At 62.7% G+C, this 13,129-nt stretch carries 12 protein-coding genes; 1 reads left to right on the top strand and 11 read right to left on the bottom strand.

Features of this window, described 5'->3' with window-relative positions:
• Positions 1 to 21: 21 nt before the first annotated feature.
• From PAF12_RS01890 to PAF12_RS01855, 8 genes are all read right to left on the bottom strand, one after another.
• On the bottom strand, positions 22 to 846 hold the full coding sequence (locus tag PAF12_RS01890; protein WP_271108327.1) for an oxepin-CoA hydrolase, alternative type: 825 nt from the start codon (positions 844 to 846) through the stop codon (positions 22 to 24).
• On the bottom strand, positions 843 to 1,268 hold the full coding sequence (locus PAF12_RS01885) for a PaaI family thioesterase (RefSeq protein ID WP_271108326.1): 426 nt from the start codon (positions 1,266 to 1,268) through the stop codon (positions 843 to 845). The genes PAF12_RS01890 and PAF12_RS01885 overlap by 4 nt, the downstream gene beginning before the upstream one ends.
• On the bottom strand, positions 1,268 to 2,359 hold the full coding sequence (locus PAF12_RS01880; RefSeq protein WP_271108325.1) for an acyl-CoA dehydrogenase family protein: 1,092 nt from the start codon (positions 2,357 to 2,359) through the stop codon (positions 1,268 to 1,270). Before PAF12_RS01880 ends, PAF12_RS01885 begins: the two co-directional genes overlap by 1 nt.
• A gap of 6 nt (positions 2,360 to 2,365) precedes the next feature.
• Positions 2,366 to 3,550 carry an acyl-CoA dehydrogenase family protein gene (locus PAF12_RS01875; RefSeq protein WP_271108324.1) on the bottom strand — a complete coding sequence of 395 codons (1,185 nt, stop codon included), beginning with the start codon at positions 3,548 to 3,550 and terminating at the stop codon, positions 2,366 to 2,368.
• 4 nt (positions 3,551 to 3,554) lie between these two features.
• Positions 3,555 to 5,654, bottom strand: a complete 2,100-nt coding sequence (locus tag PAF12_RS01870; protein WP_271108323.1) for a 3-hydroxyacyl-CoA dehydrogenase NAD-binding domain-containing protein — start codon at positions 5,652 to 5,654, stop codon at positions 3,555 to 3,557.
• Between the two features lie 2 nt (positions 5,655 to 5,656).
• Entirely contained in the window at positions 5,657 to 6,847 is a 1,191-nt protein-coding gene (locus PAF12_RS01865) for an acetyl-CoA C-acyltransferase (protein ID WP_271109627.1), read from the bottom strand.
• A gap of 79 nt (positions 6,848 to 6,926) precedes the next feature.
• The gene (locus PAF12_RS01860) at positions 6,927 to 8,903 is read right to left on the bottom strand and encodes a TRAP transporter fused permease subunit (protein WP_271108322.1); all 1,977 of its coding nucleotides are present in this window, start codon (positions 8,901 to 8,903) and stop codon (positions 6,927 to 6,929) included.
• 130 nt (positions 8,904 to 9,033) lie between these two features.
• Positions 9,034 to 10,179 (bottom strand): TAXI family TRAP transporter solute-binding subunit, encoded by a 1,146-nt coding sequence (locus PAF12_RS01855; RefSeq protein ID WP_271108321.1) that lies wholly within the window; start codon positions 10,177 to 10,179, stop codon positions 9,034 to 9,036.
• A 435-nt stretch (positions 10,180 to 10,614) separates the two neighbouring features.
• Here PAF12_RS01855 and PAF12_RS01850 point away from each other — a divergent pair, with 435 nt between their 5' ends.
• Positions 10,615 to 11,409: an IclR family transcriptional regulator gene (locus tag PAF12_RS01850; protein ID WP_271108320.1), complete on the top strand. Its 795-nt coding sequence runs from the start codon at positions 10,615 to 10,617 to the stop codon at positions 11,407 to 11,409.
• A 77-nt stretch (positions 11,410 to 11,486) separates the two neighbouring features.
• Here PAF12_RS01850 and PAF12_RS01845 read toward each other — a convergent pair whose 3' ends face one another.
• From PAF12_RS01845 to PAF12_RS01835, 3 genes are read right to left on the bottom strand one after another with little or no spacing between them, the layout of a single operon-like run.
• Positions 11,487 to 12,128, bottom strand: coding sequence for a 3-oxoacid CoA-transferase subunit B (locus tag PAF12_RS01845; protein WP_271108319.1), 642 nt, complete (start codon positions 12,126 to 12,128; stop codon positions 11,487 to 11,489).
• On the bottom strand, positions 12,125 to 12,790 hold the full coding sequence (locus PAF12_RS01840; RefSeq protein WP_271108318.1) for a 3-oxoacid CoA-transferase subunit A: 666 nt from the start codon (positions 12,788 to 12,790) through the stop codon (positions 12,125 to 12,127). The genes PAF12_RS01845 and PAF12_RS01840 overlap by 4 nt, the downstream gene beginning before the upstream one ends.
• A 1-nt stretch (position 12,791) precedes the next feature.
• Positions 12,792 to 12,953 (bottom strand): hypothetical protein, encoded by a 162-nt coding sequence (locus PAF12_RS01835; RefSeq protein WP_271108317.1) that lies wholly within the window; start codon positions 12,951 to 12,953, stop codon positions 12,792 to 12,794.
• Positions 12,954 to 13,129 lie beyond the last annotated feature (176 nt).

Here is a 13,129-nt window from a genome sequence, read left to right as displayed (position 1 = left end):
TTCTTTTATTCGGCCACCAATTCAGCCGCTGCAATTCGAAGCGGTTGCGGCCAATCCGTCGAACTCCGGCTTGCGGCGCTTCATGAACGCGGCGATGCCTTCTGCCGCCTCCGCCCCGCCGAGCGCACTTGCCATGAGTTGCTTCTCCCGATCCATCTGGTCATCAAAAGCCAGATCGGCGGCGCTGTCGAGCATCGCCAGAATTTCCGACTGCGCGCCGAGCGCGCCAGTGGCCAGTTCTTCCCCCAGCTTCAGCGCAAGGCCAAGAGCACCCCCGGTCGCGGCGATGCGGTTCACAATCCCGAACTGCGCGAGGCGCAACGCCGAGATCGGTTCCCCCAGCAGAAAAATCTCCGCGACCTTCTGGGGCGGCAGGGCGCGTAACAAGGACGCCGTCGCGCCGCCATCCGGGACCAGCCCGACCTTGACATAGGCCATGCGGAAATAAGCATCGGTCGCAGCGACGATCATATCAGCCGCAAGCGCAAGCGAGGCACCTGCCCCGGCAGCACCGCCCTCGATCGCGGCAATCACCGGCTTGCGGCAGGTTCTGACCGCACGCACGACATCGTGCAAAGCCTGAATGCGCTGCTCGCGCTTGTCGCGTGGCAAGGCGGCGCGTTCCGCCAGCGCGTTCAGATCGCCACCAGCGCAGAAAAATCCCTCCGCCCCCTGAATGACAATATTGGCGATACTGTCTTCAGCCTGCGCCAGTTCCAGCCCGTTCAGCAGGCCGTCATAAATTTCCGGGCTGAGCGCGTTGCGTTTTCCGGGGCGGTTCAACGTCAGCACAAGGCTCGCATCGCGGCGCTCAATCAGGAGGCTTTTCGAGGCTGTTTCTTTCATGACCTTCTCAGAATCTTGAATGTTGCACTGCATGTCGCCAGCAGCCGCCCGGCCTCATCCCTCAATTCGGATTCGGCAAATTTGAGGGTCTTGCCGCCGCCGACCACCCGACCGGTTGCAATCACGCGACCGCTGCTGACGCCCGCGACGTAGTTCACGCTCATATTGACCGTCACCACACCGGTTTCGATATCACCGGCATCGCGACGCACGGCTGTCCCGCAACCATTGTCGAGCAGCATGGACACGAAGCCCCCATGCAGAAGCCCAAGGCGGTTCAGATGCTGCGGCCCGATATTCAGTTCGCAGGCCCCGCCCCCCTCATCGGGGAGCGACGAGCGATAACCGACGAGGTCGCAACTGCCCGAATAATCAATCGACAGCCGCTCATCACCTTCCGCTTTGGGCTTTGCATCATCCATCACGCGGCCTCGCGCTCAACGCCTGTCTCTTTCAGGCGCAGCATCCGCAGCACATGGTCGTTATGATCACCGAGCTGATGGTCGATCATGACCAGCCGCTTGGCGTAGTGGGAGCCGGGATATTCCCATGTCATGCCGATGCCGCCGTGAAGCTGGATCGCCTCTTCCGCGATGTGACGCCCGGCGCGGCCGATCAGGTTCTTGGCCATCGATGCCAGCCGCGACTGATCCGGCGTGCCATAGGCCGCAACGGCGGCGATGGTGATCGACCGGGCCTGCTCCACATCCACCACCATGTCGACGACACGATGCTGAAGCGCCTGAAAGCTGGAGATAGCGCGACCGAATTGCTGGCGCTGCTTCATGTAATCGACGGTCAGGTCGATCAGATGCGACATCGCACCAACCGCCTCGGCGCAAAGTGCGATGCGGCCCAGATCCAGCGCGTCCTCGATCTGCGGCTGACAATCGGGCGACAGGCATTCCGCTGCCAGCCCGTCCATCACCAGATCGGCCACGCCGCCGCCATCGATCATCGCCGCCGCGATCAGTTCCGGGCTGTGGGCAAGGAACAGGCCCAGCCCCTGATCGGTTCGCGCGACAATCAGCAGATAATCCGCACCGGGCGCGCCGTAGATGACGGATTTGCGCCCGCTCAGCGTCCACTGATCGCCGTCCTGCCGCGCAACCGCCGCGATATGGGACAGGTCGCTGGCGACGTTCGGTTCATACACGGCAAGTGCGCAGCGCGCGGAACCGGCGACGATCGCCTCCACCTCGGCCTCACGACCGAACGCAGCCAGAAGGCGCAGCCCCAGCAAGGTTCCAAGCATCGGCTCCGTGCAAAGCGCGCGGCCCAGCTCCTCGAACACGACCGAGATATCCTCGGCAGTGCCGCCGAACCCGCCCTGTTCCTCGCTGATAAAGGCGCCGACCGTACCCAGACCGGCCAGATCCTCCCACATCGCCGCAGAGTGATAAGGCGCGACAAAGGCTTGCTCGTTCCGCGCCTCGATATCGTAATTATCCGCCAGAAAGCGCCGCAGCGTATCGGACAGCATCTGATGGTCTTCGGACAGGTTGAAATCCATGTTCTCTCACCCCCGGAACAGTTCTTTGGCAACGATGTTGCGCTGAATTTCGTTGGAGCCGCCAAAGATCGACAGCTTGCGATGGTTGAAATAGACTGGCGCGGCACGGGCGGATTCCGGCGGCACGGTCAGTTCGTTTTCCGACAGATCATCCGCAACCGGCGCGGCCTGCGGCCCGAGTGCCGAGCGGTACAGATCCTGCAAACCCTGCCGGATCTGCGTGCCTTTCAGCTTCAGCAGCGAGCTTTCGACACCACCTGCCGCGCCGTCCTTGGTCTTGGCGAGCATCCGCAGATTGGTGATGCGCAGCGCCTCAAGATCGGCCTCGATCTCTGCGGCACGGGCCGCGTAAAGCGGGTTCTGAGCGACTAAGCCGCCATCACGCACCGTATCGGCTGCAAGCTTGTGGAAGCGTTCCAGATCCTTGGTCGAAAAGCCGATACCCGCAATATTGGTGCGCTCATGGGTCAGCAGATATTTGGCGATGGTCCAGCCCTGATTCTCCTCGCCGACCAGATTCGCGACCGGGACGCGGGCATCGGTGAAGAAGACCTCGTTGACCTCATACCCGCCATCGATCAGGCGGATCGGGCGCATTTCCACGCCGGGCGTGTCCAGATCGACCAGCAGGAAGCTGATGCCCGCTTGCGGTTTCACATCCGCATCGGTCCGCACGAGGCAGAAAATCTTGTTCGCGTGCTGGCCCAGCGTGGTCCAGGTCTTCTGCCCGTTGACGATATAATCGTCGCCATCGCGCACGGCCCGCGTTTTCAGGCTGGCCAGATCCGAGCCCGCGCCGGGTTCGGAATAGCCCTGACACCACCAGTCGCTGCCGTCGATGATGCGCGGCAGGATTTCGGCCTTCTGCTGTTCGCTGCCGAATTTGATCAGCACCGGACCCAGCATGTTCAGCCCGAAAGGCGGCATGCGCGGCGCGTTGTGCAGGGCGCATTCCTCCGAGAAGATATGCCGTTCCACAGCCGTCCAGCCGGGGCCGCCGTTCTCCTTGGGCCATGTCGTCGCGACCCAACCCTTCTCGTTCAGGATCGCCTGCCAGCGCAGGATCTGCTCTTTCTCCAGCTCCTTGCCGTAAGCGACGGCCTGGGCAATGTCATCGGGCAACCGTTCCTCGATAAAGCTGCGGACCTCGTCACGGAAGGCCAGCTCGTCTTGGGTGAATTCCAGATCCATCCGCTTACTCCTTGTTCAGATCGGCAAAGCTGCGACCCGACTGCGCCAGTTCGCGCAGCAGCTTCGGCACTTGCCAGTAATGGGGGTCTTCCTTGGCGTAACCTTCGATCCGCTCGACCAGAGCCGCCGCGCCGATCCGGTCCGCATAGTTCAGCGGACCGCCCAGATGACGCGGGAAGCCATAGCCGAAGAGGAAGACCGCATCGACGTCGACCGGACGATGTGCAATCCCCTCTTCGACCACGCGCGCGGCCTCGGAAATCATCGCCGTCATATAGCGGGCAACGATTTCGTCATCGGAGAAGGTGCGGGAGGAGATACCTTCCGCCGCGCGCTCGGCATCGACGATCGCCACCGCGTCCGGATTTGGCGTTCGTGATTTCGGATCGTCATACAGATAGTAACCGCGTCCGGTCTTGCGCCCGAACCAGCCCTGCTCGCAGATGCGGTCCGCGATACGGACATAACGCTCCTCGGCGGGCCGTGTCGGCGCCTTGCGCTTGCGGGTGGCCCAGCCGATATCCAGCCCGGCCAGATCGCCGACGGCAAACGGTCCCATTGCAAAGCCGAAATCCTCAAGCGCGCGGTCGATCTGCTCAAACGACGCGCCGTCCAGCAGCATGTAATCCGCCACCATCCGGTAATGCGCGAGGATGCGGTTGCCGATGAAGCCGTCGCAGACGCCGGAACGCACCGCGACCTTCTTCATCTTGCCCGCCATTGCGAAAGCCGTGGCGACCACATCAGGCGCGGTCTTGTCCGCCACGACCACCTCAAGCAGCCGCATGATATGCGCGGGCGAGAAGAAATGCAGCCCGATCACATCCTGCGGGCGCGAGGTCGCCGCCGCGATTTCGTTCACATCCAGATAAGAGGTGTTCGTCCCCAGAACCGCGCCCGGTTTGCAGATACGGTCGAGGTCGCGGAAAATGCCGGTCTTGACCTTCATATCCTCGAACACGGCTTCGATCACCACGTCGACCTGCGAAAGATGCTCCAGCCCGGTTTCGGCGGTCAGCATGGCGACGCGCTGATCGCGGGTCTCCGCGCTCATCTTGCCGCGCTTGACGCCGCCATCGAGGTTTTTGACGATCCGCTCATGCGCCGTCTTCGCGTGATTGGGGTCCATCTCGATCAGCGTGACGGGGATACCGGCCTGAAGCAGCGCCGTGGCGATCCCGACACCCATCGTGCCGCCGCCGATCACGCCGGCGCTTTCGACCGGGCGGGGCTGGGCGGCGCTTTCGGGAATATGCTTGACCATCCGCTCGGCCTGAAACGCGTGGATCAGGCCCTGACGGTCGGGACTGTCCATCAACTCCAGAAACAGCCTGCGCTCGGCCTTAAGCCCCTCGGCAATCGGCAGACCCGACGCCGCAATGGCATCGACACATTTCAGCGGCGCGGCGAGTGCCGGGCGCTTCTTCGCCAGCTTTTCCCGTGCAGCGTTCAGCACGGCCTCATCCGGCTTGATGCTGATCTCACCTGTGCGCCGGGTCGGCAGAGCACCGGACAACACATCGCGGGCCGCCTTGATCGCCGCCTCTCGCGGGGTGCCCTCGGCAAGCCAGTCCACCAGCCCAAGCTCCACGGCTTCAGCGACAGGAACATGGCGGCCGGAGGTGATGATCTCGATGGCACTGTCCAGCGGGATCAGACGCGGCAGGCGCTGCGTCCCGCCTGCACCGGGCAAAAGACCCAGCGTGACCTCGGGCAGGCCGACCCGCGCACCCGGCAGACCGACCCGGGCATGGGCCGACAGCGCCAGTTCAAGCCCGCCGCCGAATGCGACGCCGTGGATCACGGCAACGACAGGCTTGGCGCTGCCCTCGATCCCGTTCAGCACATCCGGCAGGCCCGGCGGCTGCGGCGTCTTGCCGAATTCGCGAATATCGGCCCCGCCGGAGAGCATCTTGCCCTCGCCATAAATCGCGATGACCTTGACCGCATCATTGGCGTTCAACTCGGCAACCGCATCCAGCAGCCCCTGCCGCACGGCCTGACCAAGCGCATTGACCGGCTGATTGTCGAGCGCAATCAGCCCGACTTCGCCGTCCGTTTCGACACGCAGAGATTTCTGCTCCGTTACAGGATGATCCATCATGCTCACTCCAGCCGCTCGATAACCATTGCAATGCCCTGACCGACGCCGACACACATCGACAGGCTGGCATAGCGCCCGCCGGTACGCTCCAGTTGCCGCAGCGCGGTCAGGATGATCCGCGTGCCCGAGGCACCCAGCGGATGGCCCACGGCGATCGCACCGCCATTGGGGTTCAGCCGGCTGTCATCGGGGTCCAGTTCAAGCTGCTTGCAGCAGGCAAGGACCTGGCTGGCAAAAGCCTCGTTGATCTCGATCAGGTCCATGTCCTTCAGCGTCAGCCCCGCACGCTCCAGCGATTTCGGGACTGCAAAGCCCGGCCCGATCCCCATGATCCGCGGCGGCACACCGGCAATCGCGCCCGAGACGATCCGCCCGCGCGGCTTCGGCCCCAGATCCTTCGACCCGATCAGCAAGGCCCCCGCCCCGTCATTCACGCCCGACGCATTCGCGGCAGTCACCACCCCGCCGGGATAAAGGCTGCGCAGCGAGGCCATCTTCTCCAGCGTGGTATCCGGGCGCGGATGTTCGTCGGCATCCACGACCGTCACCTTGCCCTTGCGACCGGCAATCTCGATGGGTTGGATCTCGTCCTTGAAGAACCCGTCCGCCCGCGCAGCCTCGTAACGCTGCTGGCTGCGATAGGAATATTCGTCACAGGCCTCGCGCGTGATCTCGTAATCCTGCGCCAGATTGTCGGCGGTTTGCGGCATGGCGAAATCGCCGAACTGCTCGGCGACAGCCGGGTTCGGGAAACGCGTACCGATGGTCGAATCGTAAATATGGGGCCGGCGATCCCAGGCCGAGGGCGACTTGGCGACCACGAACGGCGCCCGCGTCATGCTTTCGGTTCCCCCGGCCAGATACAGATCGGCTTCACCCACGGTAATGGAACGCGACGCATCCAGCGCAGACGCCATCCCCGAACCACATAGCCGGTTCACCGTCAGGCCCCCGGCCTCGACATTGATCCCGCTGAGAAGACCGACGAAACGCGCCACGTTGCGGCTGTCCTCGCCCGACTGGCAGACATTGCCCATGATCACGTCCTCGATCCGCTCGACCGGCAGTTCGGAGCGCGCCACAAGCGCCCGGACCACCTGCGCCGCCAGATCGTCGGGGCGGATGCCCGAAAGCGCACCGGCATGGCGACCGAAGGGGCTGCGAAGTCCATCGTAGATATATCCTTGAAGCATCATTCCCGTTCCTTCTTCTTGTGGCGGACGCCGCAGCGATCCGGCCCGTCCTGATCCGTGAGTTGAGTGGAGCGCCGTCTCATTCAGCAGCCTCCACCGTGGCGACGGCATGACCACGCTGCCGCGCCGCGAGTATCGGAAGCGCAGCAAGCGCCATACCCAAAATGGCCGTTACGCCGAAACCGACACCTGCGAAGGGCATGGCCGGCATGGCGATGAAGAACCCGCCAAGCGTCAGCATGATCCGCAGCGGCAGCTCACCCCGCCCGGCCAGTGTTCCAAAGAACGTCACATAGCCCTGCAGCCCCATGCTGATCATCGACACACCGATGAAGGCACAGATAACGGCAATGGCGACCTCGATCACCGGGGCGCTGCCGATCAGCGCCGGGTTCAGCACGAACAGGAACGGCACCAGATAGATGATGCTGCCCAGCCGCATGGATTCGAAACCGGCGCGCATCGGGCTGGTTTCCGCAATCGTCGCGGCGGCATAGGCCCCAAGCGCGACCGGCGGGGTGATATAGCTGACCATCCCCCAGTAAAGGATGAACAGATGCACCGCCGTCTGGTTCAGCCCGCCCGCCTCCAAAGCGGGGGCAAGGACGATGGCCAGAAAGATGTAACAGGCCGTTGCCGTCATCCCCATGCCGAAGATGAACGCCGTCGCAGCACCCATCACCAGCAGCACGAAGACATTGTCCCCGGCGATGAACAGCAGTTCATTGACCAGCGTCCCGGCAAGACCCGTGGCCGAGAACGACCCCACGATCAGCCCGACGCCAAGGATCACGGCGGTCAACTCCGCCAGACTCGACCCGATCCCCAGCAGGATGTCACAGAACTTGCGGAAACCGATGCGGGTCTTGGGCGAGATCTGGTTGATGACCAGCAGCAAGGCGACCGAATAGAACGGTGCCGCCGTTTCCTGCCGCAGAACCACCATCATGAAGATCAGCAGCCCGAACACCAGCACATAGGGCCAGCCGGTGCGCAGCGTATCGCGCAGGCGGGGCACCTCGGCCCGCTCCAGCCCGCGCAACCCACGGCGGGCGGCATAGGCGTCGATCTGCGCGAAAAGCGCGAAGTAGAACAGCGCCGACGGAATGACCGCTGCCATGACGACCTCGGCGTAAGGGATCGCCAGGAAAGACGCCATCACGAAAGCCGTCGCGCCCATCACTGGCGGCATCAGCACACCCCCGGTCGAGGCGCAGGCCTCCGTCGCGGCGGCAGTCTGGGCGGAAAACCCCGTGCGCTTCATTGCGGGGATGGAGACCGAGCCCGTCGTCAGCACGTTGGAAATCACGCTGCCCGACATCGAGCCCATGAAACCGCTGCCGAAGATCGACACCTTGGCCGCGCCGCCGCGATAACGCCCGACCAGCCCAAGCGCCAGATCGTTGAAGAAGGACCCGCCGCCAGTATGCTGCAGCACCGCGCCGAAGATGATAAAGCCGATCACCACGCCGCCAAAGGCTTTCATCGGAATGCCGAAAATGCTTTCCGAGGAATAGACGTGATAGGCGAAGGTCTGGCTGAGCGTGCTTTGAAAGCCGGAAAACGGCGCCGGGACATAGCCCGCAAAGCTCGGATAGAAAGCCACGAAGGTGACGATCACCGCCAGCACCAGACCGCCCGCTCGCCGCGTGGCCTCCAGCACCAATGCGGCAAACAGGAACGCCACCCATTGCGCCGTCTGCGGGGCCGCGAATTCCCAGCCCTCGTTGAGGTTATCCAGCGCCGTGGCGGCGATATACGCGCCTGCACCCAGCGACAGCGCCGCCAGCAACCAGTCCAGCGGGCTGGTCCGCATGAAGCGATGCCCCCGGAAATCAAAAATCAGGAATGTCGCGGCGAGGAAAATCGTCGCCAGAACATTCAGATAACGGCCATCCATCAGCACCACGCCAAAGGCGCGCAGGTTGAAAAGCTGATTGATGACCAGCGCCAGCGCCGCAACGGTCAGCACCATCAGAACCACCGAACGCGGGGTGAATGGGCTGCCGGTCGGCAGGCTTTCGGGATCTTCCAGAACGCTGTCGGCAGGTTGCATCTTGGCCTCCTCTCCAGGCAAAGATCGTGGGAAGAGTTGCGGCGGACCGCATCTCTGGTGACAGTTTTCTTGCGCAGTGTCGCGCTTCAGAATTGAAGGGCCGGATCAGGCGTGACCCGGCCGGTCGGGTTCAGAAAACGACCTGCAGGCCAGCATCGGCAAGCGCCTTGCGACGCGTCTCCGCCCATACCGCTTCCCAATCTTCGGGATTTTCTTCGGCCAGCTTGTCCCAGGCGGCCTTCAGCACACCCTGCCGCTCGATCAGCTCATCGTTGCGGGCCTGCGCCTCATCGCTCCAGACACCGATCTCCTTGAAATAGGCGACGGCACCGTCGTGATAGGGCACGACCCAGGTAAAGTCCTGATTGTCGATGTTCCAGCCGCTGATGCCCGGCGCCTTGCCGTCATATTCAGGGAACAGTTCGACCAGCGCCTTGGTCATGTTATAGACCATATCCGCGTCCGTATCGGCCATCGCCGTCAGCACCGGATAGGCGTAAGTTGCGCCATCGAAGCCGTCCGTGCCGTCGATATTCGCGCCGACCGTGACATGGGTCAGGGCAAAGAACGGCGCGACATCCGTCATGCGCTTGAAGCCCTCTTCATCCGCCGGGTCGATCTTGACCCATCCCAGACCACGCGGACCGGCAGCGGCCTCATAGGCCGGGCCGGCATTGGTTGAGGTGAAGACGCCGTCGACCTGACCTTCGATCAGACCCGTCCAGGAGGCACCATATCCACCGAACTCGACCTTTTCGACATCGTCCCAGGTCAGCCCGGCATGCGCCAGATATGCCTCGATATTCAGGTTCAGCCCCGGAGCGCCCGTAACCCAGGCCATCCGCTTGCCACGCATATCCGCAGGCACCTCGATCCCCGCATCCCCGGCAACAGCGACGGATAACCCGATCTCGCCGCCGGAATTGGCCAGCACCACACGAACCGGCTGCGGCCCCCAGTTCTTCGCGCTGAACTCGAACGCGCCTTCCTGCGCCATGAAGCTGCCGCCGACGCCCGTGGCCGAGAACTCGACCCGGCGCTGACGCAGCGGCTCGGTCCGGGAAATGTCGTTCTTGCCGGGCAGCACACGCAGGCTGGTGCCGGTGGCCTTCTGGATCTCGCCCCCGATGGCAACCGCCTGATTGAACCCGGCAGAGCCGGTGTCATAGGCGGTCCAGGACATCTGACGCGGCAACTCGATCTCATTCGCCACGACCGGGACCGCGACACTCGCCGTCAACACGGCCGCACAGACGGCGCCTTTTGCGAAAAACATTTGTTTCCTCCACTCCAACATGACGCGAACCACATCCCATTCGCAATGCGATCTTTTCGTCCGCATAGCGAACTAATAACATAAAGGAACCAAACGTCAAGTTCTTTGAATGAAAACAACACCCCGGACCAAATCGATTTTCTGCGCTAACTTGAGATAATTATTGTAACTTTATGATTATCATTGATATTATCTGATATTGGCGACGCAAGAATCTGAAAGGCTTTTTCATTAAATTCAAATATTTCCCCCTAAATCACTGCTTACACTGCATAAAACGCCAAAGCCCCGCCCTCAGCCTGACCGCATAGCAGACCCCCTGAACACAAAGCGAAATTGATTCGCACCCCAAAATGCGGTTACTCTGGCATCTGTCGGGCGCCATCGGCTAAGATGTCCGGCAATCACAACCTTGCAACCGGACAGTGTCGCGCCATGAACGAGCTCAGTAACGAACCACATATCTCGGAAGAGGGAGACCGCCAGTTCGTTACCGCACTCGCCCGCGGCCTGGACATATTGGCCTGTTTCAAACGGAACGACCGGTACCTGTCGAATCATGAGATCGCGCAGCGCACCGGCCTCGCCCGGCCCACGGTCTCCCGCCTCACCTATACGCTGATGAAAACCGGCTTTCTGTTGCGCAGCGACGAAAGCGGAGAGTATCGGCTCGGGCCGAAAGTGCTTCAGCTGGGCTTCAGCACCCTGGCCGCGACAGACATATCGGAACGCTTCAGCGAGCAGATGTCGGAGCTTTGCCGGGGACCGAACCCCTATATCACCGTCGCCCTGGCGGAGCGCAGCGGAACCCGCGCGGTTTATCTCGCCGTGCGGCGGTCGCGGCAGGCCGTCACGATCTCCATCGACGTCGGCGCCCGGCTGCCGCTTTTCTACTCCGGCATCGGTCGGGCGATACTGGCAGGCAGCCCCGACGAGGATCGGGAAACGATCCTTCAGAAAGCGGTCGCGGAATTCCCCGGCCAGCGCGAGCGTATGGAGCGCAGCCTGAAACAGGCGGTCGAGGATTTTGACCGCTACGGATATTGCACCAGCTTCGGCGCGTGGAAACCGGAGATCAACTCCATCGCCGCCCCGGTCCGCTCCCTCGACGGCACCTCGATCTATGGCGTCAATATCGGCGGACCGTCCTTCATGATCTCGCCCGAGGAACTGCACGAACAATATGGCGACAGGCTGCGCAGCGCCGTCTCTGGCCTCGGCAAGACCTGACCCACCCGAACGCCGCGCCGCAAAGACCGGCGATCCGGCAAGCCGGTCACCACCCGCCCCGGCGCGGCAGCAGATCGTCACGCCGGCGGCAGGATACGGGCCTCAGTGACCGATTGCACCTCCTCCAGCGAGTTGCCCGGCGCAAGCTCGACCAGCCTGAAACCGTCAGCCGTCACCTCAAGCACCGCAAGGTCAGTATAGATCCGGTTGACGACACCCAGCCCCGTCAGCGGATAGGTGCAGCGCTTCAACACCTTGGGACTGCCATCCTTGTTGACATGGCTCATCATGACAAAGATCTGCGGCACGCCCACGACCAGATCCATTGCGCCACCGACGGCGGGCGGAAATTTCTCGTCCATCGTCGCCCAGTTGGCCAGATCGCCGTTTTCCGCGACCTGATACGCCCCCAGAACCGCAATATCGATATGCCCGCCGCGCATGATCGCAAAGCTCTCGGGATGGTCGAAAAACGCCGCGCCGGGGGCCACGGTGATCAGCCGCTTGCTTGCGTCGATCAGCTCGGCATCTTCCTCACCCAGATCCGGGGTCGGGCCAACGCCGATAATCCCGTTTTCGGAGTGATACAGAACCTCCCGATCCGCAGGCACATAAGAGGAGACATAGGTCGGCTTGCCAATCCCGAGATTCACATAGGCCCCATCCGGGATATCCAGCGCAAGACGGGCGGCAAGCTCATGATCGGTCAGGGATTTCATGGGCGCACTCCATATTCGACGATGCTGTGAATGAAGATACCCGGCGAAACGACGCTTTCCGGGTCCAGCGGCTCATCCGAAAGATGCCGCACCTCGGCGATGGTCGTCCGGGCGGCGCTGGCCATGACCGGGTTAAAATTCCGCGCCGTGCCGTGATAGCTCACGTTGCCCCATTTATCGCCCCGCTCGCCACGGATCAGGGCGAAATCGGCCGACAGGGGCAGCTCGAACACATAGCCCTTGCCGTCGATCACACGGGTTTCCTTTCCCTCGGCCAGCCGGGTGCCAAATCCCGTCGGCGTCAGAAACCCGCCAAGCCCCGCACCTGCCGCGCGAATCCGTTCGGCCAGCGTGCCCTGCGGGACAATCTCCAGCGCGATCGCGCCTGCGGCATAGGCTTTCTCGAACCAGATCGACCCTCTGGAGCGCGGATAGGAACAGATGAATTTCGCAACCTGCCCCTCTTTCAGCAACCGGCCCAGCCCGAAATCCCCGGCACCGGCATTGTTCGAGATGATCGTCAAATCCTTCGCACCATGCTCGATCAGCGCATTGATCAGACCGAAGGGCGCACCCGAGTTGCCGAAGCCGCCGACCATGATCGACGCCCCGTCAGGGATCTGCTCGATCGCCTCGGCCAGATTTGCGACACGTTTATCCATTCTACTCCTCCTGCACGGGTGGCGCGGAAGGCGCTGAGCGCCCTCCGATAACCGGATTGTTCAACAAGGCCCCGGCCAGCACAGCGATACCGACGGTGCCGGTCATCACCCCAGACCGGATCGCCGGACCCCCGCCGATGCCAAAGATCACGCGGCTTGTCATATCTCTTTGACCGCTGCGGCCATTTCGCTATGCGGACTTCTTATAGATTGAATCCTATCGGCCTCAGCCAGCGCCGGGTCGACATCCATTCGCGGCAGATTACAGTCACGCCCGCGCGCACCCTTGACCAGATCATATCGCCGGCGCATCGCCGATGGGCCGCGAGCGGCATCGAA

This window comes from Paracoccus sp. SCSIO 75233 (assembly GCF_027912675.1).
GTDB lineage: Bacteria > Pseudomonadota > Alphaproteobacteria > Rhodobacterales > Rhodobacteraceae > Paracoccus.
This window is presented reverse-complemented; position numbering and strand designations above follow the sequence as displayed.